Source organism: Variovorax sp. GW821-FHT09A10 (assembly GCF_059418385.1).
Genome location: NZ_JBWKPT010000003.1, coordinates 146,499 through 166,399 on the forward strand (window position 1 = coordinate 146,499; position 19,901 = coordinate 166,399).

19 protein-coding genes are annotated in these 19,901 nt (G+C 67.9%); 4 read left to right on the forward strand and 15 right to left on the reverse strand.

The features are described from left to right. The first annotated feature begins 74 nt into the window (after positions 1–74). The gene (locus AC07Q9_RS14035) at positions 75–572 is read left to right on the forward strand and encodes an Lrp/AsnC family transcriptional regulator (protein WP_062473217.1); all 498 of its coding nucleotides are present in this window, start codon (positions 75–77) and stop codon (positions 570–572) included. Here the strand turns inward: AC07Q9_RS14035 and AC07Q9_RS14040 are convergent. From AC07Q9_RS14040 to scpA, 8 genes are read right to left on the reverse strand one after another with little or no spacing between them, the layout of a single operon-like run. After that, a complete protein-coding gene (locus tag AC07Q9_RS14040) occupies positions 562–1,047 on the reverse strand; it encodes a VOC family protein (RefSeq protein WP_495310152.1) in 486 nt (161 codons plus the stop codon). The two genes, AC07Q9_RS14035 and AC07Q9_RS14040, sit on opposite strands and share 11 nt — an antisense overlap. Then, positions 1,044–2,081 (reverse strand): biotin synthase BioB, encoded by a 1,038-nt coding sequence (gene bioB / locus AC07Q9_RS14045; RefSeq protein WP_062473215.1) that lies wholly within the window; start codon positions 2,079–2,081, stop codon positions 1,044–1,046. Before bioB ends, AC07Q9_RS14040 begins: the two co-directional genes overlap by 4 nt. Next, positions 2,081–4,129 (reverse strand): acetyl-CoA carboxylase biotin carboxylase subunit, encoded by a 2,049-nt coding sequence (gene accC, locus AC07Q9_RS14050; RefSeq protein WP_495310153.1) that lies wholly within the window; start codon positions 4,127–4,129, stop codon positions 2,081–2,083. The genes bioB and accC overlap by 1 nt, the downstream gene beginning before the upstream one ends. Positions 4,130–4,136: 7 nt before the next feature. Further along, on the reverse strand, positions 4,137–4,364 hold the full coding sequence (locus AC07Q9_RS14055) for a hypothetical protein (protein WP_495310155.1): 228 nt from the start codon (positions 4,362–4,364) through the stop codon (positions 4,137–4,139). Between the two features lie 11 nt (positions 4,365–4,375). Beyond that, the gene (locus AC07Q9_RS14060) at positions 4,376–5,920 is read right to left on the reverse strand and encodes an acyl-CoA carboxylase subunit beta (RefSeq protein WP_099790205.1); all 1,545 of its coding nucleotides are present in this window, start codon (positions 5,918–5,920) and stop codon (positions 4,376–4,378) included. Positions 5,921–5,979: 59 nt separating this feature from the next. Next, positions 5,980–7,029: a methylmalonyl Co-A mutase-associated GTPase MeaB gene (gene meaB / locus AC07Q9_RS14065; protein ID WP_495310157.1), complete on the reverse strand. Its 1,050-nt coding sequence runs from the start codon at positions 7,027–7,029 to the stop codon at positions 5,980–5,982. Then, complete coding sequence (locus AC07Q9_RS14070) at positions 7,023–7,496, reverse strand: GNAT family N-acetyltransferase (protein ID WP_139704974.1); 474 nt, start codon at positions 7,494–7,496, stop codon at positions 7,023–7,025. The genes meaB and AC07Q9_RS14070 overlap by 7 nt, the downstream gene beginning before the upstream one ends. A gap of 11 nt (positions 7,497–7,507) precedes the next feature. Next, positions 7,508–9,673 carry a methylmalonyl-CoA mutase gene (gene scpA / locus AC07Q9_RS14075; RefSeq protein ID WP_495310160.1) on the reverse strand — a complete coding sequence of 722 codons (2,166 nt, stop codon included), beginning with the start codon at positions 9,671–9,673 and terminating at the stop codon, positions 7,508–7,510. Between the two features lie 131 nt (positions 9,674–9,804). On the opposite strand from scpA, the gene AC07Q9_RS14080 reads away from it, so the two are divergent. Continuing rightward, positions 9,805–10,452 (forward strand): GntR family transcriptional regulator, encoded by a 648-nt coding sequence (locus AC07Q9_RS14080; RefSeq protein ID WP_369629171.1) that lies wholly within the window; start codon positions 9,805–9,807, stop codon positions 10,450–10,452. A gap of 129 nt (positions 10,453–10,581) precedes the next feature. On the opposite strand, the gene AC07Q9_RS14085 is transcribed toward AC07Q9_RS14080, so the two are convergent. The 4 genes from AC07Q9_RS14085 to AC07Q9_RS14100 form a co-directional block, all read right to left on the reverse strand. Continuing rightward, positions 10,582–11,367 carry an IclR family transcriptional regulator gene (locus AC07Q9_RS14085; protein WP_495310162.1) on the reverse strand — a complete coding sequence of 262 codons (786 nt, stop codon included), beginning with the start codon at positions 11,365–11,367 and terminating at the stop codon, positions 10,582–10,584. Between the two features lie 161 nt (positions 11,368–11,528). Then, on the reverse strand, positions 11,529–12,524 hold the full coding sequence (dusA, locus tag AC07Q9_RS14090; protein ID WP_495310163.1) for a tRNA dihydrouridine(20/20a) synthase DusA: 996 nt from the start codon (positions 12,522–12,524) through the stop codon (positions 11,529–11,531). A gap of 31 nt (positions 12,525–12,555) precedes the next feature. Continuing rightward, on the reverse strand, positions 12,556–13,371 hold the full coding sequence (locus AC07Q9_RS14095) for a helix-turn-helix transcriptional regulator (RefSeq protein ID WP_495310165.1): 816 nt from the start codon (positions 13,369–13,371) through the stop codon (positions 12,556–12,558). A gap of 46 nt (positions 13,372–13,417) precedes the next feature. After that, positions 13,418–14,215, reverse strand: a complete 798-nt coding sequence (locus AC07Q9_RS14100) for an acetoacetate decarboxylase family protein (protein ID WP_495310167.1) — start codon at positions 14,213–14,215, stop codon at positions 13,418–13,420. A 236-nt stretch (positions 14,216–14,451) separates the two neighbouring features. On the opposite strand from AC07Q9_RS14100, the gene AC07Q9_RS14105 reads away from it, so the two are divergent. Continuing rightward, positions 14,452–14,835, forward strand: a complete 384-nt coding sequence (locus tag AC07Q9_RS14105; protein WP_070061069.1) for a response regulator — start codon at positions 14,452–14,454, stop codon at positions 14,833–14,835. Between the two features lie 4 nt (positions 14,836–14,839). On the opposite strand, the gene gabT is transcribed toward AC07Q9_RS14105, so the two are convergent. From gabT to AC07Q9_RS14120, 3 genes are read right to left on the reverse strand one after another with little or no spacing between them, the layout of a single operon-like run. Continuing rightward, positions 14,840–16,129, reverse strand: a complete 1,290-nt coding sequence (gene gabT, locus AC07Q9_RS14110) for a 4-aminobutyrate--2-oxoglutarate transaminase (RefSeq protein WP_495310170.1) — start codon at positions 16,127–16,129, stop codon at positions 14,840–14,842. 35 nt (positions 16,130–16,164) lie between these two features. Beyond that, a complete protein-coding gene (locus AC07Q9_RS14115; RefSeq protein WP_495310171.1) occupies positions 16,165–17,403 on the reverse strand; it encodes a serine hydrolase domain-containing protein in 1,239 nt (412 codons plus the stop codon). Positions 17,404–17,419: 16 nt separating this feature from the next. Next, positions 17,420–18,376 (reverse strand): GntR family transcriptional regulator, encoded by a 957-nt coding sequence (locus AC07Q9_RS14120; RefSeq protein ID WP_495310172.1) that lies wholly within the window; start codon positions 18,374–18,376, stop codon positions 17,420–17,422. 165 nt (positions 18,377–18,541) lie between these two features. Between AC07Q9_RS14120 and aptA the strand changes: the two genes are divergently transcribed. Then, positions 18,542–19,900 carry an omega-aminotransferase AptA gene (gene aptA / locus AC07Q9_RS14125; protein ID WP_495275329.1) on the forward strand — a complete coding sequence of 453 codons (1,359 nt, stop codon included), beginning with the start codon at positions 18,542–18,544 and terminating at the stop codon, positions 19,898–19,900. The last annotated feature ends 1 nt before the right edge of the window (position 19,901 follow it).

The following is a 19,901-nucleotide window of genomic DNA, read 5'->3' on the forward strand; positions in this document are numbered from 1 at the left end:
TGAAAGCCACCCGCCGGCAGCCATGCGAATTTCATGGTTCTGCTCGCACCGCACCGTCGAATTAAAGGACTTCCATGGACTTCACCTTGACCCCCACGCTGGACGCCCACGACACCCGCATCCTCGCCGAACTGCAGGCCGACGCGCGCCTGAGCATGGCCGAGCTGGGCCGCCGCGTGCACCTGAGCCAGCCGGCCGTGACCGAGCGCGTGAAAAAGCTGGAAGCCGCCGGCGTCATCACCGGCTACCGCGCCACCGTGAACCTCACGCGGCTGGGCTACGGGATCCGCGGGATCATCCGTGTCGGTCGGGCCGACTACGACCTCGTGGTGAAGCTGGTGCAGGAGACGCCCGAGTGCGTCAATGCCTACAACGTGACCGGCGAGGACAGCTGGATCCTCGAGATCGCCGTGATCGACGTGCCGCACCTCGATGCGGTGCTCGCCAAGTTCTGCATCCTGACCGAGACCGCGACCTCGATCATTTTGAACCCGGCGCGCGAGCACCAGCCGATGCTGCCGCCGCAGCGCGCCGACGTGAAGCCGCCGGTGCGCAAGGCGCTCAGCGCGTAGCGGCGAGCGCGTTGAAGGCCGTCACCACCTCGGGCGGCGCCTGCACCATCTCGACCAGCACGCCCTCGCCCGAGATCGGGAACTCGTCGTTGGCCTTGGGGTGCAAAAAGCAGATGTCGAAACCGGCCGCGCCCTTGCGGATGCCGCCCGGCGCAAAGCGCACGCCCTGCGCCGTGAGCCATTCGACGGCCTGGGGCAGGTCGTCGATCCACAGGCCGACGTGGTTCAGCGGCGTGGTGTGCACGGCAGGCTTCTTCTCGGGGTCCAGCGGTTGCATCAGGTCGACCTCGACCTTGAACGGGCCGCTGCCCATCGAACAGATGTCTTCGTCGACGTTCTCGCGCTCGCTGCGGAAGGTGCCCGTCACCTCGAGCCCGAGCATGTCGACCCACAGCTTCTGCAGGCGCAGCTTGTCGGGGCCGCCGATGGCGATCTGCTGGATGCCCAGCACCTTGAAGGGACGCGGCGTGGTCATGCGCAGCCGCCTTCTTCCGCCTGCTCCTGCGTGCGGTGCGAGCGCAGGCCGAGCTTGCGCAGCAGCTGCACATCGGCGTCGACGTCGGGGTTGCCGGTGACCAGCAGCTTGTCGCCGTAGAAGATCGAGTTGGCGCCGGCCATGAAGCACAGGGCCTGCACCGCCTCGCCCATCTGCTGGCGGCCGGCCGACAGGCGCACGCGCGCGGTCGGCATCGTGATGCGGGCCACGGCGATCATGCGCACGAAGTCGAAGGGATCGACCGGCTCCGAATCGGCCAGCGGCGTGCCGGGCACGCGCACCAGGCTGTTGATCGGCACCGACTCCGGGTACGGGTCCATGTTGGCGAGCTGCGCGATCAGCCCGGCGCGGTGCACCGGCTGCTCGCCCATGCCCACGATGCCGCCGCAGCACACGCTGATGCCGGCGCTGCGCACGGCCGCCAGCGTGTCCAGGCGGTCCTGGTAGGTGCGCGTGTCGACCACGTCGGTGTAGTACTCGGGCGCGGTGTCCAGGTTGTGGTTGTAGTAGTCCAGGCCGGCGGCCTTGAGCTGCTGCGCGTGGTGCGGCTCCAGCATGCCCAGCGTGGCGCAGGTCTGCAGGCCCAGGCCCTTCACGGCCTCGACCAGCACCGCCACCTTCTCGACGTCGCGGTCCTTGGGCGCGCGCCAGGCGGCGCCCATGCAAAAGCGCGTGGCGCCGGCGTCCTTGGCGGCCTGCGCGGCGCGCACCACCTCGTCGACCTCCATGAGCTTTTGCGCCTTCACGCCTGTGTCGAACTCGGCCGACTGCGGGCAGTAGCCGCAGTTCTCGGGGCAGCCCCCGGTCTTCACCGACAGCAGCGTGGCCAGCTCGATGTCGCCCTCGGGGAAATGCCGGCGGTGCACGGTCTGCGCCTCGAACAGCAGTTCCATGAAAGGCTTGTCGAGCAGCGCCTGGATGGCCTCCACGGACCAGGGGCCCTGGGGCGTCGCCACGGCCTTGGCCGGGCGGTGCAGCGTGATTGCCGCTTGTTGCAGGTCGTTGGCACCCATCAGTTGAACTCCAGAATGATTTGGTCGACGGCGAGCGATTCGCCCTTGGCCGCCGAGATCTTGCCCACCACGCCATCCTGCGCGGCGAACAGCACGTTTTCCATCTTCATGGCCTCGATCACGGCCAGCTTCTCGCCAGCCTGGACCTGCTGTCCCGGCTGCACCGACACCTCGACCAGCAGGCCCGGCATCGGCGACATCAGGAACTTGCTCAGGTCGGGCGGTGCCTTGTAGGGCATCAGCTCGAGCAGGCGCGCGCCCAGCGGCGACAGCACCATGGTCTCGATCTGCGTGCCGTCGTGCGACACGCGCAGCGCCAGCGGGTTCTTGCCCGCGCCGCGCTCCACCTGCGCCGTGAAGGGCTTGCCGTTGGCCGTGCCCTGCACGCGCACCGCACCCAGCGCGAAGTCGCTCTCGATCTGGTAGCGCTTGTCGCCCACCGTGACGGCGCTGGCGCCGGTCTTGTCCTGGAAGTCGCTCACCGACACCGCGTGCTGCACGTGCTTGCCCTCGGGGCCCAGCTCGACCACCACGAACTGCTCGCCCACCTTCACACCGTGACCTTCGAGCTGTCCGCTGATGCCCGAGGCGCGCGCGCGGTAGCGGCGGTTGACGAAGGCGGCCAACGCCACCAGAAACGACGGATCGGCATGCGGCACGTCTTCCGCGTGGAAGCCCTTGCCGTAGTGCTCGGCAATGAAGCCGGTGTTGAAATCGCCCGCCACGAACTTGGGATGCGCCAGCAGCGCGGCCTGGAACGGGATGTTGCTGCTGATGCCGCGGATCACGAAGCCGTTGAGCGCCTCGCGCATGAGCGCGATGGCCTCGTTGCGGTCCTTGCCGTGCACGATGAGCTTGGCGATCATCGAGTCGTAGTACATCGGGATCTCGCCGCCGTCGTACACGCCGGTGTCCACGCGCACGCCGTGCAGGTGGCCGGTGTCGCTCGCGAACATGCTCTCCGCCGGCGGCTGGAACTTCACCAGGCGGCCCGTCGACGGCAGGAAGTTGCGGAACGGGTCTTCGGCGTTGATGCGGCACTCGATGGCCCAGCCGTCGCGCTTCACATCGGCCTGCGCCAGCGGCAGCTTCTCGCCGGCCGCCACGCGGATCATCAGCTCGACCAGGTCCAGGCCGGTGATGCACTCCGTCACCGGGTGCTCCACCTGCAGGCGCGTGTTCATCTCCAGGAAGTAGAAGCTCTGGTCCTTGCCGACCACGAACTCCACCGTGCCCGCGCTCTGGTACTTCACGGCCTTGGCCAGTTGCACCGCCTGCTCGCCCATCGCCTTGCGCGTGGCGTCGGTGATGAAGGGCGACGGCGCCTCCTCGATCACCTTCTGGTGGCGGCGCTGGATGGAGCACTCGCGCTCGTTCAGGTAGATGACGTTGCCGTGCGAGTCGCCCAGCACCTGGATTTCGATGTGGCGCGGCTCCTCGACGAACTTCTCGATGAACACGCGGTCGTCGCCGAAGGAATTGCGCGCTTCATTGCGGCAAGAAGTGAAGCCCTCGAAGGCTTCCTTGTCGTTGAAGGCCACGCGCAGGCCCTTGCCGCCACCGCCAGCCGAGGCCTTGATCATCACGGGGTAGCCGATGTCCTTCGCGATCTCGACGGCGCGCTCGGCCGTCTCGATGGCGTCGTTCCAGCCGGGGATGGTGTTGACCTGGGCTTCGTTCGCAAGCTTCTTCGAGGCGATCTTGTCGCCCATGGCCGCGATCGAATAGTGCTTCGGGCCGATGAAGGCAATGCCCTCTTCCTCGACCTTGCGCGCAAAGGCTTCGTTCTCCGACAGGAAGCCGTAGCCCGGGTGCACGGCCTCGGCGCCCGTCTTCTTGCAGGCCGCGATGATGCGGTCGGCCTGCAGGTAGCTCTCACGGCTGGGCGCGGCGCCGATGTGCACGGCCTCGTCGGCCAGCTCGACGTGGCGGGCTTCCTTGTCGGCGTCGGAGTAGACGGCGACGGTGAGGATGCCCATCTTCTTCGCGGTCTGGATGACGCGGCAGGCGATTTCGCCACGGTTGGCGATCAGGATTTTTTTGAACATGGCGTGCCTAGATCTTGAATTTCTTCGCGCTTCCGAGCGCGGTGCTAGCAACTGTGAGGTTTTGCCTTATCAACTCAGCCTCTTCCTTGACGATCATCTGCGGACGCAGGTGCTCTAGCTCTCGAATCGCTGAGAGCGCGAGAGCGAGCTCAACTCCGGTCAGCACATACTTCGCGTCCGCCTCAAGCGAGGCGAGTTGGGTGTCCAGTTGTGCCGTTGTCTTTGGTGCCTGCATGGTGTTCTGGCTCAGAGCGGAATGTTGCCGTGCTTGCGCCACGGGTTCTCGAGCTTTTTCTCGCGCAGCATCACGAGCGAGCGGCAGATGCGCTTGCGCGTCTCGTGCGGCAGGATCACGTCGTCGATGTAGCCGCGCGCGCTGGCCACGTACGGGTTGGCGAAGCGGGCCTTGTATTCGGCTTCGCGGGCCGCGAGCTTCTCGGGGTTGTTCTTGTCTTCGCGGAAGATGATTTCCACCGCGCCCTTGGCACCCATCACCGCGATCTCGGCGCGCGGCCAGGCCAGGTTGACGTCGCCGCGCAGGTGCTTGGAGGCCATCACGTCGTACGCACCGCCGTAGGCCTTGCGCGTGATGACGGTGATCTTGGGCACCGTGCACTCCGCGTACGCGTACAGCAGCTTGGCGCCGTGCTTGATGATGCCGCCGTACTCCTGGCCGGTGCCGGGCATGAAGCCGGGCACGTCGACGAAGGTGATGACGGGGATGTTGAAGGCATCGCAAAAGCGCACGAAGCGCGCGGCCTTGATGCTGCTCTTGATGTCCAGGCAACCTGCCAGCACCAGCGGCTGGTTGGCCACGATGCCGACCGTCTGGCCTTCCATGCGCGCGAAGCCGATCACGATGTTCTTCGCGTAGTCGGGCTGCAGCTCGAAGAAGTCGCCGTCGTCCACCACCTTCAGGATCAGTTCCTTGATGTCGTAGGGCTTGTTCGGGTTGTCGGGCACCAGCGTGTCCAGCGAGTAGTCGGGCCGGTCGGCCGGGTCGCCCTGGCCGTCATTGCCCAGGCGCACCGGCGGCTTCTCGCGGTTGTTCAGCGGCAGGTAGTTGTACAGGCGGCGCAGCATCATCAGCGCCTCGACGTCGTTCTCGAACGCCATGTCGGCCACGCCGCTGCGCGTGGTGTGGGTGATGGCGCCGCCCAGTTCCTCGGCCGTGACGCTCTCGTGCGTCACGGTCTTCACCACCTCGGGGCCGGTGACGAACATGTAGCTGCTGTCCTTCACCATGAAGATGAAGTCGGTCATGGCGGGCGAGTACACGGCGCCGCCGGCGCAGGGGCCCATGATCATGCTGATCTGCGGCACCACGCCCGAGGCCATCACGTTGCGCTGGAACACGTCGGCATAGCCGCCCAGCGACGCCACGCCTTCCTGGATGCGCGCGCCGCCCGAGTCGTTCAGGCCGATGACCGGTGCGCCGACCTTCATGGCCTGGTCCATCACCTTGCAGATCTTCTCGGCATGGGCTTCGCTGAGCGCGCCGCCGAAGACCGTGAAGTCCTGGCTGAACACGAACACGAGGCGGCCGTTGATCATGCCGTAGCCCGTGACCACGCCGTCGCCGGGGATCTTCTGCTCGGCCATGCCGAAGTCGACCGAGCGGTGCTCGACGAACATGTCCCACTCTTCAAACGTGCCGTCGTCGAGCAGCAGCTCGATGCGCTCGCGCGCCGTGAGCTTGCCCTTGGCGTGCTGCGCGTCGATGCGCTTCTGCCCGCCGCCGAGTCGCGCCTGGGCGCGCTTCTTTTCGAGTTGTTCGATCAGTTCTTGCATGGTGTGCTTCCGAAGCTGTGGTTCTGGATTGCTGGGAGAGTCTTGTGGGGGCCGGGGTGTCACACCCGGGCGGTGATGGCGGCCGCGGCGAGCAGTTGGCGCGCCGCCGTCGAGGCCGGCAGGCTGCCCTGCGCCACCTGCTGCGTGAGTTGCGGCAGCAGCTCGCGCACCTGCGCGTGCTGGCGAAACGCCTGCTTGAGTCCGGCGTCGATGCGTTCCCACATCCACGCGGTCGCCTGTTTTTCGCGGCGCTTCGCGAGCTTGCCGTTGGCGGTCTGCAGCGTCTTGAATTCGAGCACGGCGTCCCAGAAGGCGTCGACACCGGTGCCGGCGAGCGCGCTGAGCTGCAGCACCTTGGGCAGCCAGAAGCGGCGCTCCACGCCGCTGTGGGCGTCGTGCACGGCGTGCGCGTGGTCGGGGTTGCCCTGGTGGCCGAACAGGCGCAGTGCCGAGGTGATCTGGGCCTGCGCGCGCGTGGCGGCGTCGCGGTCGATGTCGGCCTTGTTGATGGCGACCAGGTCGGCCAGCTCCATCACGCCCTTCTTGATCGCCTGCAGGTCGTCGCCCGCGTTGGGCAGCTGCAGCAGCACGAACATGTCGGTCATGCCGGCCACGGCGGTTTCGCTCTGGCCCACGCCCACGGTCTCGACGATCACGATGTCGTAGCCCGCGGCCTCGCAGACCAGCATGGCCTCGCGCGTCTTCTCGGCCACGCCGCCGAGCGTGCCGCTCGAGGGGCTGGGCCGGATGTAGGCGCGCTCGTGCACCGACAGGCGCTCCATGCGCGTCTTGTCGCCCAGGATGGAGCCGCCCGACACGGTGGACGAGGGGTCGATGGTGAGCACGGCCACGCGGTGGCCCTTGCCGATCAGCAGCAGGCCCAGCGTTTCGATGAAGGTCGACTTGCCCACGCCGGGCACACCCGAGATGCCCAGGCGAAATGACTCGCCGGTGCGCGGCAGCAGCGCCGTGAGCAACTCGTCGGCCTGCGCGCGGTGGTCGGCGCGCGTCGATTCGAGCAGCGTGATCGCCTTGGCGATGGCACGCCGCTGCGCCATGCCCGGCGCATCGGCGAGCGCGCGTTCGAGCGCGCCGACGGTGTTCAGCACGCGGCCTCCGACGCCACGCGCCAGCGGTAGTGCAGGTCGACGCCCTCCTCGCCTTCGAGCACGAAGCCGTGCCGCTGGTAGAAGCGGTTGGCGTCGCTCTTCACGAGCGCGGTGAGCTTGATGTCCAGCTGCTGTTCGCGCGCCTGCGCCTTGGCCCAACGCAGCGCCCATTCGCCGATGCCGCGTCCCTGGAAGCCGGTGCGCAGGTACAGGTGATCGAGGCGCAGCGCATCCGCGTCCTCGGGCTTGAGCGTGATGAAGCCCAGGCGCTGCTCACCGTCGAGCACGATGTGGTGCATGTACGGGACCACGAAACCGGCCGACAGGCGCTCGCGCGAACGCGTGAGGTCAAAGCGGCCGACACGCTCCAGGCTCGGGCGCATCGCATCGATGCGCACGGCCAGCATGTCTTCGAAATCGCTGGAATCCACGGGCTGCAGCGACAGCCGCGACAAGAGATCGCCCACGTCGCTTCGTCTCAGACTGCGACGGCCGCGCGGATCTGCTCCAGCACGTCCTTGGCGCTGGCCGGGATGGGCGTGCCCGGGCCGTAGATGCCCTTGACGCCGGCTTCGTAGAGGAAGTCGTAGTCCTGGCGCGGAATCACGCCGCCGACGAAGACGATGATGTCGTCCGCGCCCTGCTTGCGCAACTCTTCGATGATGGCTGGCACCAGCGTCTTGTGGCCGGCGGCGAGCGTGCTCACGCCCACGGCGTGCACGTCGTTTTCAATCGCTTGCCGCGCGCATTCTTCGGGCGTCTGGAACAGCGGGCCCATGTCGACGTCGAAGCCCAGGTCGGCGAACGCCGTGGCCACCACCTTCGCGCCACGGTCGTGCCCATCCTGGCCGAGCTTGGAAATCATCACGCGCGGGCGACGGCCTTGCGCCTCGGCGAAGTTGTTGATCTCGGTCTTGAGCGCTTCCCAGCCTTCGGCCGAGTCATAGGCGGCAGCGTACACACCGGTCACCTTTTGCGTGTCGGCGCGATGGCGGCCGAAGGACTTTTCGAGGGCATCGGAAATCTCGCCGACGGTGGCGCGCGCACGCACCGCGTCGATGCTCAGCGCCAGCAGGTTGCCGGTGTTGTTCTCGGCGGCGTCGGTGAGCGCGTCGAGCGCGGCCTGCACCTTGGCGTTGTCGCGCGAGGCGCGGATGCTCTGCAGACGCGCCACCTGCTGATCGCGCACCTTCACGTTGTCGATCGACAGGCTGTCGATCGCGTCTTCGCTCTTGAGCTTGTACTTGTTGACGCCGACGATCACGTCCTTGCCCGAGTCGATGCGCGCCTGCTTCTCGGCGGCGGCGGCTTCGATCTTGAGCTTGGCCCAGCCGCTGTCCACGGCCTTGGTCATGCCACCCATGGCCTCGACTTCTTCGATGATGGTCCAGGCGGCGTCGGCCATGTCCTGCGTGAGCTTCTCCATCATGTAGCTGCCGGCCCAGGGGTCGATCACGTTCGTGATGTGCGTCTCTTCCTGGATGATGAGCTGCGTGTTGCGCGCGATGCGCGAGCTGAACTCGGTGGGCAGCGCAATGGCTTCGTCGAGCGCGTTGGTGTGCAGCGACTGCGTGCCGCCGAACACCGCGGCCATCGCCTCGATGGTGGTGCGCACCACGTTGTTGTACGGGTCCTGCTCGGTGAGCGACCAGCCCGAGGTCTGGCAGTGCGTGCGCAGCATCAGGCTCTTGGGGTTCTTGGGGTTGAACTCCTTCATGATGCGGCACCACAGCAGACGCGCCGCGCGCATCTTGGCCACTTCCAGGTAGAAGTTCATGCCGATGGCCCAGAAGAAGCTCAGGCGCCCGGCAAAGCCGTCGACGTCCAGGCCCTTGGCCAGCGCAGTCTTCACGTATTCCTTGCCGTCGGCCAGCGTGAACGCGAGCTCCAGCGCCTGGTTGGCGCCGGCTTCCTGCATGTGATAGCCGCTGATCGAGATCGAGTTGAACTTCGGCATCTTCTGCGCCGTGTACTCGATGATGTCGCCAATGATCCGCATGCTCGGCGCCGGCGGAAAGATGTACGTGTTGCGGACCATGAACTCCTTGAGGATGTCGTTCTGGATGGTTCCGCTCAGTTGGTCTTGCGCCACGCCCTGCTCTTCGGCCGCGACCACGTAGCCCGCCAGCACCGGCAGCACGGCACCGTTCATCGTCATCGAGACACTCACCTTGTCGAGCGGGATCTGGTCGAACAGGATCTTCATGTCCTCGACCGAGTCGATCGCCACGCCGGCCTTGCCGACGTCGCCGGTCACGCGCGGATGGTCGCTGTCGTAGCCGCGGTGGGTGGCCAGGTCGAAGGCCACGCTCACGCCCTGGCCGCCGGCGGCCAGCGCCTTGCGGTAGAACGCGTTCGATTCTTCGGCCGTGGAGAAGCCGGCGTACTGGCGGATGGTCCAGGGGCGCACCGCGTACATGGTGGCCTGCGGGCCGCGCAGGTAGGGCTCGAAGCCGGGCAGCGTGTCGGTGTACTTCAGGCCTTGCAGGTCGGCCGCGGTGTACAGCGGCTTCACGCTGATGCCGTCGGGCGTGATCCAGTTCAGCGCATTCACGTCGCCGCCGGGCGCCGATTTGGCGGCGGACTTGGCCCAGGCGTCGAGATCGGCCGGCTTGTAGGTGGGTTCGGGTGTGCTGCTGCTCATGGAAGGCGCCGCTCCAGGCGGTGGTCTGACGGGATTCGCAAGGTCGCTTGCACGGATTTGCAAGCCGTTCACAAGTCTAACCCATCCGTAATTATTAATTCAAACGCATTTTTTGAAGTACAGTGCAGCCCATGTCCGCCGTCACCCTGACCCCCCGCGCCCTCTATGAAGAGGTGGCCGAGCTCCTGCGCCAACGGATCTTCCGCCGCGAGCTGGAGCCCGGCAGCTGGATCGACGAACTCAAGCTGGCCGAGGAATACGGCATCAGCCGCACGCCCCTGCGCGAGGCGCTGAAGGTGCTGGCCGCCGAAGGGCTGGTGACGATGAAGGTGCGCCGCGGCGCCTACGTCACCGAGGTGTCGGAGCAGGACCTGGCCGATGTGTATCACCTGCTCTCGCTGCTCGAGAGCGACGCCGCCGGCGTGGTGGCCGAGCGCGCCACCGACGACCAGCGCGCCGAGCTGAAGGCGCTGCACGCCGAGCTGGAAGCCGCCGCCGCCCCCGGCAAGGAAGACCGCGAGCACTTCTTTGCGGTGAACGAGCGCTTCCACATGAGCCTGCTGGCCATTGCCAACAACAAGTGGCGCGACCAGATGGTGGCCGACCTGCGCAAGGTGATGAAGCTCAATCGCCACAACTCGCTGCTGAAGGCGGGGCGCATTGGCGAGTCGCTGGCGGAGCACCGCGCGGTGATGGCGGCCATCGAGGCGCGCGATGCCGCCACGGCGATGGCGCGCATGCGCGAGCACTTCCTCAACGGCCTCGAGGCCGCTGTATAGGGCTCACCCCCAGGCTTCGCGCACTTCGTGTCGCTTCGCCAACCCCCTTCCGGGGGCGACGCCTGCGGCCCGGCAGAGCCGGTTCCGCGGCGCCTCCCGAAAGGGCCTGCGCCTTTGGCGCGGCCTCGTTCAGTCCAGGGTGAGGGTGCCTGCCTCTGTAGAGATGCGATGGGCGATTTCCAGCATGCGAGGGGCTACGCGGCTCAGCATGGTCTCCCTTGGCAGCAGGTACGCGGGGCCGCCGCAGCTCACGCCGTAGCGTTCGCCGCGCGGGCCTTCGAGCGCGAAGCCCAGGGCGTGGATCTGGGGGTTCCATTCGCCGAAGGAGGTGCAGTAGCCCAGGCGGGCGTACTCTTCCAGGCTGGCGATGAGGCGCGGCTCGATGGCGTGCCAGTTCTCGCCGGTTTCGAGCCGGATCTGCTCCAGCAGGGCCGACTGCTCGACCGAGGGCAAGGCGCCGATGTAGGCGCGGCCGGAGGCGGAGGTGGCGATCGACATGCGCGAGCCGACGTCGATGCGGGAGCTGATGAGCGCCGAGCGCGGACGCAGCGAATCGATGACCAGCATGTCCAGATCGTCGCGCACCGCCATGTGGATGCTGGCGCCCGACAGTTCCGCCAGGTTGCCGAGATGGGGACGCGCCAGCGACCTCAGGTCGAAATTGCGCAGGTAGCGGCTGCTCATGTCGAGCAGCACCGGCCCCAGGCTGAAGCGCTCGCTGTCCTGCGACTGCCGCAGAAACCCCGCCCCTACCAACGTCGCCGTGAGGCGCGACACCGTGGCCTTCGGGATGCCGGTGGTGTCGGCCAATTCCCGGTTTCCGACGGGTGCCGCTGACATCCCGATGACCTTCAGCAGCGACAACCCCCTGGCAAGCGCACTGACTTCTTCCTTGCCGCCCACAGCTTCACTCATAAGACAGAACCTTTTTCTTGTTTCCCTGACCGCCTTATTCTTGAGCAAAAACAGGTGCTTCGCTCACACTTGTTGTTGCATTGTCATGAAACTGTGTTCCATCGAGCGTCAACTTCGCTCAATTGTGTTGACTGTCTACAAAGTCGGGGGCGGGAAAGGAATCAGGCGGCTTGTGCGGCGGGTTCGTGCGCCAGCGCCATCACTTCGTGCGGCGGGCGGGTCTTCAGGCGGTGGTCGCTCCAGACCTGGCGCCAGCGGCGCGCGCCGGGCAGTCCGTTGCGCAGGCCCAGCATGTGGCGCGCGATCGACCACCAGTTCGTGCCATGTTCGGTCGCCTCGCGGAGCATGTAGTCGCACATCCGCGCCTCGATGTCCTCGCGCGTGAGCGTCTGCGGGGCGTCGCCGTAGAACTCGGCGTCCCACTCGGCCAGCCACCAGGGGTTGTGGTACGCCTCGCGGCCGATCATGGCGCCGTCGAGCAGCCGCAGGTGCTCGTGCACCTGGGCGTTGGTGGCGATGCCGCCGTTGATCGAAAACTGCAGCGCCGGAAAGTCGTGCTTCAGGCGGTGCACCAGCGCATAGCGCAGCGGCGGAATCTCGCGGTTCTGCTTCGGGCTCAGGCCCTGCAGCCAAGCGTTGCGCGCATGCACGATGAACGTGCCGCAGCCCGCCTCGCTCACCGCGCCGACGAAGTCGCGCACGAACTCGTAGCTCTCGATCTTGTCGATACCGATGCGGTGCTTCACCGTGACCGGCACATCGACCACGTCGACCATCGCCTTCACGCAATCGGCCACCAGCTGCGGCTCGTTCATGAGGCAGGCCCCGAACGCGCCGCGCTGCACGCGCTCGCTCGGGCAGCCGCAGTTCAGGTTGATTTCGTCGTAGCCCCACTCTTCGCCAAGCTTCGCGCAGTGCGCCAGGTCGTTCGGCTCGCTGCCGCCGAGCTGCAGCGCGACGGGATGTTCTTCTTCATGAAAGCGCAGGTGGCGCGGCACGTCGCCGTGGATCAGCGCGCCGGTGGTCACCATCTCCGTGTAGAGCAGCGCATGGCGTGTCATGAGGCGGTGGAAGACGCGGCAATGCCTGTCGGTCCAGTCCATCATGGGCGCGACGGAGATGATTTTTTCTTTCAGATTCAAGGACTTGTCGTTCATACGCGGGGCGCTCGCTCGGGGGCGTAGTTTCTCACGCGACGCTTCTTGGCGAGCCGCCCGCCCGGTAGTTCCCCGGCGTCACGCCGAAGCAGCGGCGGAACCAGCGCGAGAAATGCGCCTGGTCGGCAAAGCCGCATTGCGCGGCCACATCGGCCGGCCCGTGGCCTTCGCGCAGCAGCACCTTGGCGCGGGCGATGCGCGCCAGCCGCGCGTACTGCGCCGGCGCCATGCCGACCGCCGCGCGGAACAGGCGGTGGAAGTGCTCGCGCGACACGCCGAGCCGCTCGGCGAGCGACGTGGGCTCGATGCGGCAGGCGTCCTCGGTCGCGAGCAGGTCGCACACGGCCTCGACGCGTGCATCGCCCGCCGCCCGCGCGACCGCCACGAGGGGGTCGGTCGTCTGCGTGCGGAAGATGCCGTCGAGCAGCGCGTCGATGCGCGCACCGTTCTTCGCCGATGCCGCCTGCGCGAGCGCGTCGACGCTCGCCTCGTCGCGCCAGACCTCCTGCCGCAGCGCCCCTCGCCGACCAATTGGCCACCCCATTCGTGCCGCCACCCAGGCGTGCGGCACATACAGCATCACCATGCGAAAGCCCTGCGCGCTCACGCCGGCCGTGTGCAGCGCGAACGGCGGCATCAACACCAGCTCGCCGGCCTGCGCGGTACGGGGCGCGCCGGCGCAGACGAACTCGCAGCGGCCTTCGACGATCGCGCCCACGCTCCACTCCGCATGCCAGTGCAGCGCGAAGTGCGCCTTGGGATCGCCCGCGAACATCACCTCGACCGGCGTGCCGTCGCTCAGCAGCAGACCGATCACGTGCGAGGTCGTCGGGGCAGGAAGCGTCATGGCCCGCCGAGGGTAGCGCAGCCGCCCGCCGGAGGCAGCACCCTCCTCACACCGCGATCGCGCCGCGCACCGTGAGGCCCATCCAGCCCGCGCTGGCCTGCGTCGCCTGCACAGGCCCGAGCAATGCGAGTTCCTCCACCGGATGCTCGTGAAAGCGCAGCGTGGCCTCGCCCTGCACCCAGCCCGTTTCGACACGGTCGATGATGTCGGCGCGCAGGTAGCGCGGCACCGCCACGCTGCCTGCTTGCGTCAGGTCGGGCCAGCCGATGGCGCCGATGGTGGGCGCGGCCAGGAAGCCGAGCGGCCCGCTGGCCTCACCCGAGAGAGTGACCATGGCATCGACGAGTCGGCGCTCCTTCACGCTGAGGCTCGCGCCGAGCCGGCTGCCGGCCGCCGTCGGCGCGGCAGCCGGATGGATCAGCGGCAGGCTGCGCGTCAACCAGGTCTGGCCGATCTTCTTGGGCCAGCCCTGCAGCCAGCCGCGCAGCATCGAGATGTCCTGGTCGACGTAGATGAGCGGGCAGTAGAAGCAGCGGCGCGACGTGTCGCCGCGCGCCGGTTCGATCTCGAGCACCACGATGGTCTCGCGGTACTGCGCGTACACCGGGTCGAGCATTTCGCGCCCGTCGTCGCCGCACGATTGCCAGTCGGCGAAATGCACGCAGCCACTACCCGTGGCCACGCCGACCTCCGGCGGCACCAGCGCCGCGCCGCGTGCGGCATCGAACGAGAAGCCCACGTTGACCAGCCACCCGGCGTAGTGCCACGGCGGCGCCTGCACGAGCGCGCTGCGGCCCGAAGCGGTGAAGGGTGGAGCGAAAGAAGACGAAGAAGAACGCGGCATCGAACAACCTGTCGTGACGGAGTCAAAGAAGCCCCGCACGATAGGCACGCCCCGCGCCCGCGTCTTGTACGCCAGTGATGCAATGCACAAACAGCGCTTTCGCGTGCGCGGGGGACGCCATGTGGCGGCGTTGTCCGACTCCGCCCCGCCCTCGCCTCGTGACAATGGACCGGCCCGGCAGACCCGCGCCACAAGCGCAGACGAGCCGACGCATTTCATTTCCAGGCTACGCACCGATGACCCGCATCTACCTCATAGAAGACAACCCCCTGATCGCCACCACCCTGACCGATGGACTGAGGGAATTCTCCGGATGCGAAGTCGTCGCCACCGCCAGCAGCAGCGACGAAGCCATCGACTGGCTCGACGCGAACCCCGACGCCTGGGACGCCGCCGTGATCGACGTGTTCCTCGCGCAGGGCAACGGCCTGACCGTGGCCAACCACCTGAGGGAACGCAAGTCGCCCGCGCAGCGCACCGTGGTGTTCATGAACCACGCGACCTCCGAGGTGCGTGAAGGCGCGCTGTCGGCGGGCGTCGATGCGGTCTTCGACAAATCGCTGCAGCTCGAAGACTTCTACGACTTCTGCCGCACGCTCGGCATTTCGCCGCGCCGTTAGTCGCTCAGACGTTGGCCGCGCGCACCGATTCGGCCAGCAGCCCCAGCCCTTCTTCAAACACCGCCTCCGGAATGGTGAGCGGAAACAGGAAGCGCACCACGTTGCCGTGCACACCGCAGGTCAGCAGCAGCAGACCGCGCTCGAGCCCGGCCGCATGCACGCGCTTCGTGAACTCGGCATCGGGCTCCCCGCTGTGCGGATCGCGAAACTCCACCGCCACCATCGCGCCCAGCCCGCGCACATCGCAGATGCGCGGCACCTCGGTGCGCAGTGCCGACAGGCACGCCGTCAATCGCTCGCCGAGCATGCGGGCGCGGGCGACCAGCCCTTCGTCCTCGATCACGCGCATCGTCTCCAGCGCCGCGGCCACTGCCAGCGGATTGCCCGCGTAGGTGCCGCCCAGGCTGCCGACGCGCGTGGCGTCCATGAGTTCGGCGCGCCCCGTGAGCGCCGACAGCGGAAAGCCGCCGGCCAGGCTCTTGGCGGTCGTCACCAGGTCGGCCTCGATGCCGTAGTGCTCCAGCGCGAACAGCTTGCCGGTGCGCCCGAAACCGGTCTGGATTTCGTCGACGACCAGCAGGATGCCGTGGCGGTCGCACTCGGCGCGCAGGTGTTCCATGAGTGCGGCCGGCGCCACGTAGAAACCGCCCTCGCCCTGCACCAGCTCGATGACGATCGCCGCCACGCGCTGCGGGTCGACGTCGGTCTTGAACAGCCGGTCGAGTGCCGCGATGCAGTCGTCCACCGTCACGCCCAGCGGCGCGGCCGGAAAGGGCATGTGCCACACGTCGCCCGGCATCGGGCCGAAGCCGGCCTTGTACGGCGCGACCTTGCCGGTGAGCGCCATGCCCATGAAGGTGCGGCCGTGGAACGCGCCCGAGAACGCCACCACGCCGCTGCGGCCGGTGGCGGCGCGCGCCACCTTCATCGCGTTCTCGATGGCCTCGGCGCCGGTCGTGAAGAGCGCGCTCTTCTTGGCGCTGGGGCCGGGCACGAGGCGGTTCAGCTGCTCGCACAGCGCCACGTACTCCTCGTAGGGCGTGACGTGGAAACAGGTGTGATGAAAGTCGTCGAGCTGCGCACGCACCGCCGCCACGATGCGCGGGTGGCGGTGGCCGGTGGCGAGCGTGGCGATGCCGCTGGCAAAGTCGACAAAGCGCCGGCCTTCCACGTCCCACAGCTCGGCGTTGTCGGCGCGGGCGGTGAAGTGCGGCGTGAGCGTGCCGATGCCCTGCGCGCAGGCGGCGTTCTTGCGGGCCTGCAGGCTCGCGTTGGTCGTGACTTGGGTGAGCATGAAGAAGAAAAATCAGAAAGGAGAAACGAAGGAAATCAGCCGCGCATCAGGTGCTCGGCCATCGCGCGAAAGGCGTGCATCGAGGTCGGCAGGTGCGCGTTGGCGGCCAGCGGGTGCGAGGCGAAGCGCGCCACCACCATCTCGGCCTCGGGGTCGATGTGCAGCGCCTGGCCGTGGATGCCTTGCGCGGTGAAGGTGCGGCGCGCGTCGTGCGCCACCCACCACATGTTTCTGTAGCTCCAGCCGGCCAGCCGCGTGTAGCCCGCGAGCGCGAAGCGCGCCGGATCGGCGCCGCGGCGGATGTCGGCCACCACCGCCTCGGGCACGATCTGCGTGCCGTTGAAGGCCCCGCCGAGCCGCATCATTTCGCCCAGCCGCGCCAGGTCGCGCAGGCCGGTGCACAGGCCGCCGCCCGCGAACTCGGCGCCCTGCCCGTCCACGGCAAAGGCCGCGTCCTGTTCGGCGCCCAGTCGCGACCAGATGCGCTCACTCAGCACCCGCGCCAGCGACTGGCCCGCCACGCGGCTGATGAGCCAGCCCAGCACGTCGGTGTTGACGGTGCGGTAGGCAAAGGCCTCGCCGTGCGTGCCCTGCCCCTGCACGGTCTGCAGGAACTGGCGGTAGCCCTCGGCGCCCGCATAGCCCGCGGGGCGCGGCAACAACTGACCGGCGCGCGCGTGCTTCCACACGCCAGCATCGGGGTCTGTGTAGTCCTCCGAGTAGTCGATGCCCGTCGTCATGTCCATCACCTGGCGCACGGTGGTATGGCCGAAGGCGCTGACCGCCAGCTCGGGGATGTAGTGCCGCACCTGCGCGTGTTCGTCGAGCGCGCCCTCGGCCGCGAGCATCGCGCCGACCGTGCCGACGACCGACTTGGTGACCGACATCGCCATGTGCTGCCCCTGCTCGTCGAGCGCGCCGAAGTAGCGCTCGTACACGATGCGCCCGCGGTGCAGCACCACCGCGCCGTCGGCGCAGATCGTTGTGAGCGCGCTGCACCAGTCGGTGCGCGAACCGTCGGCGGGCAAGGTGAAGGCCAGCGTGTCGAGTTCGGGCCGCTCGGCGCACGGCAGCACCGACACCGGGCCGGTGCCGCGCGACACGTTGCGCGTCGGCTGCAGCTCGCGCAGGTGCGAGAAGGCCCAGCGATTCTCGGGGGACTGGAAGATCGGGCGTTCGCGCGGGCGCTGCACCACGGTGCCGGCCGTGGGAAAACCATCGCGCCAGCCGTCGGCCATCGCGGCGTTGGGAGCCGTCGTTTCTTGGGGGGTCATAAAAGGGTGCGGTGGCTCATTCGCCGAGCGCATCCAGGTCGCCCATCACGCGGCGCTCCAGGATGTCGCTGGCACGACTCAGGTGGGCGTGCATGTGCTTCGCGGCGACTTCGAGCTTGTTCTCCTCGACCGCGTCGAGGATCTGCAGGTGCTCGCGGCACGACTTGCGCAGCAGGTCGATGTTCACGAGCGGGTAGTCCGACAAGTCGGAGATGCGGCGCAGCCGGTTCTGCTGCTTCACGGCATCGAGGATGAAGCGGTTGCCCGAGGCACTGGCCAGCAGCTCGTGGAACTGCGCGTTGGCCTCGAAGAACTCCATCCACGAATGGCGCGAGGCGTGCGTGAGCAAGGTCTGCTGTTGTTCGCGGCAAGCGAGCAGCCGCTCGTGCTCGACCTTGAAGCCCGGCTCGCGCAGCGCCGCGCATTCGACCACCAGGCGAAAGCGGTAGCTCTCGCGTTCGCTCTCGACCGAGTCGAGGGTTTCGGTGAACTCCCAGCGCTGGTAGTGGCGCCCGCGCAGCACGCCGTCCTGCAGCAGCGTGGTCATCACGTTGCGCAGCAGCGGGCGCGGCACGCTGTAGGTCTGGGCCAGCTCGAGTTCGTTGACGCGCGTCGGCAGCTTGCCCGCAAGGCGGTCGCGCAGCACGCGGTAGTAGAGCGTCTTCTCCTCGTCTTCCGGCATCTCGCGGCGTGCGCGGTCGAGCGCCTCGCGGTCGGCCACCAGCGTGTAGCCGCGGTTGGGCACGTGCGCCAGCAGCGCACGCTCATGCAAGAGGCGCAGCGCGGCGCGCACCGGCGTGCGCGAAATGCCGAGCCGGCCCGCCAGGTCGGTCTCGGTCATGTGGCGGCCGTTCTCGTAGCCGCCGGCCAGGGCCTGGTCGAGGATGTAGCGGCTCACGCGCTGGGTGAGCGGCGGGACCGACTTGTTGTCCATCTGCGTCTGCATCTGCTGCTGCTGCTGCTGCGGGGCCATCCATGGGTCTCCGGAAACACGGGCTGGGTGCCGATCATCGCGGGTTCTTTGTATTTTTGGCCCTAAAAAACCATGTACATCTCGCGCCAAAAATACAATTTGGATTTCAAGATCGGCCCCACGCCGACCCGGACGACGGGTCGTTTCCCCAAGGAGAAAAACACCGTGGCTTCCGCCGATACCCTGACAACGCCACCCGGTTCGCTCGACGCGTTCTGGATGCCCTTCACGCCCAACCGCAAGTTCAAGCAGGCGCCGCGCCTCATCGTCGGCAGCGAGGGCCTGCACTACGACCTGGCCGACGGCCGCCGCGTGCTCGACGCCATCGCCGGCCTGTGGTGCGTGAACGCCGGGCACCGCAACCCGCGGGTCAGCGCGGCGATGAAGGCGCAGATCGACGTGCTCGACTACGCCTCCAACTTCCAGATCGGCCACCCCGCCGCCTTCACGCTGGCGCAGCGCCTCACGCAGATGGCGCCGGCCGGCATGGACCACGTGTTCTTCACCAACTCGGGCTCCGAGTCGGTCGACACCGCGCTGAAGATCGCCGTGGCCTACCACCGGGCGCGCGGCGACGCAGGCCGCTACCGGCTCATCGGGCGCGAGCGCTCGTACCACGGCGTGGGCTTCGGCGGCATCTCGGTGGGCGGCATCGGGCGCCAGCGCAGCACCTTCGGGCCGCTGCTCAACGGCGTGGACCACCTGCCGCACACGCTCGACCTGGCGCGCAACGCCTTCTCGCGCGGCGAGCCGCCGCACGGCATCGACAAGGCCGATGCGCTCGAAGCGCTGGTTTCATTGCACGACGCCTCGACCATCGCCGCCGTGATCGTCGAGCCCGTGGCCGGCTCCACCGGCGTGCTGCCGCCGCCGCGCGGCTACCTGAAGCGCCTGCGCGAGATCTGCGACAGGCACGGCATCCTGCTGATCTTCGACGAGGTCATCACCGGCTTCGGGCGCGTGGGCAGCAACTTCGCATCCGACCTGTTCGGCGTGACGCCCGACCTCATCACCACCGCCAAGGGCCTGACCAACGGCGCCGTGCCGATGGGCGCGGTGCTCATGCGCGGCGCGGTGCATGACGCCTTCATGCACGGCAGCGTGAGCGCGGTCGAGCTGTCGCACGGCTACACCTACTCGGGCCATCCGCTGGCCTGCGCCGCCGCCATGGCCACGCTCGACGCCTACACCGAAGACGGCCTGATCGCCCGCGCCGCCGAGCTGTCGCCCTACTTCGAAGACGGCCTGCACAGCCTGCGCGGCCTGCCGGGCGTGATCGACGTGCGCAACGTCGGCCTGCTGGCCGGCATCGAGCTGCAAGGCTGGGCCTCGGGCCCCGGCACGCATGCGCAGGCCGTGGCGCAACATTGCCTGGACGAAAGCGGCGTGCTGGTGCGCTCGGTGGGCGACACCATTGCGCTGTCGCCGCCGTTCACGCTGGAGCGCCGGCACATCGACCAGATCATCGACAGCCTGCGCGCCGCCATCGCGCAGACCGCACAAGCCACCGACACGGCAGCCTGAT

Coding starts and splice junctions, on each gene's coding strand:
- AC07Q9_RS14035 (WP_062473217.1), top strand. CDS start 75: ATGGACTTCACCTTGACCCCCACGCTGGACGCCCACGACACCCGCATC.
- AC07Q9_RS14040 (WP_495310152.1), bottom strand. CDS start 1,047: ATGACCACGCCGCGTCCCTTCAAGGTGCTGGGCATCCAGCAGATCGCC.
- bioB (WP_062473215.1), bottom strand. CDS start 2,081: ATGGGTGCCAACGACCTGCAACAAGCGGCAATCACGCTGCACCGCCCG.
- accC (WP_495310153.1), bottom strand. CDS start 4,129: ATGTTCAAAAAAATCCTGATCGCCAACCGTGGCGAAATCGCCTGCCGC.
- AC07Q9_RS14055 (WP_495310155.1), bottom strand. CDS start 4,364: ATGCAGGCACCAAAGACAACGGCACAACTGGACACCCAACTCGCCTCG.
- AC07Q9_RS14060 (WP_099790205.1), bottom strand. CDS start 5,920: ATGCAAGAACTGATCGAACAACTCGAAAAGAAGCGCGCCCAGGCGCGA.
- scpA (WP_495310160.1), bottom strand. CDS start 9,673: ATGAGCAGCAGCACACCCGAACCCACCTACAAGCCGGCCGATCTCGAC.
- AC07Q9_RS14080 (WP_369629171.1), top strand. CDS start 9,805: ATGTCCGCCGTCACCCTGACCCCCCGCGCCCTCTATGAAGAGGTGGCC.
- AC07Q9_RS14085 (WP_495310162.1), bottom strand. CDS start 11,367: ATGAGTGAAGCTGTGGGCGGCAAGGAAGAAGTCAGTGCGCTTGCCAGG.
- dusA (WP_495310163.1), bottom strand. CDS start 12,524: ATGAACGACAAGTCCTTGAATCTGAAAGAAAAAATCATCTCCGTCGCG.
- AC07Q9_RS14095 (WP_495310165.1), bottom strand. CDS start 13,371: ATGACGCTTCCTGCCCCGACGACCTCGCACGTGATCGGTCTGCTGCTG.
- AC07Q9_RS14100 (WP_495310167.1), bottom strand. CDS start 14,215: ATGCCGCGTTCTTCTTCGTCTTCTTTCGCTCCACCCTTCACCGCTTCG.
- AC07Q9_RS14105 (WP_070061069.1), top strand. CDS start 14,452: ATGACCCGCATCTACCTCATAGAAGACAACCCCCTGATCGCCACCACC.
- gabT (WP_495310170.1), bottom strand. CDS start 16,129: ATGCTCACCCAAGTCACGACCAACGCGAGCCTGCAGGCCCGCAAGAAC.
- AC07Q9_RS14115 (WP_495310171.1), bottom strand. CDS start 17,403: ATGACCCCCCAAGAAACGACGGCTCCCAACGCCGCGATGGCCGACGGC.
- AC07Q9_RS14120 (WP_495310172.1), bottom strand. CDS start 18,376: ATGGCCCCGCAGCAGCAGCAGCAGCAGATGCAGACGCAGATGGACAAC.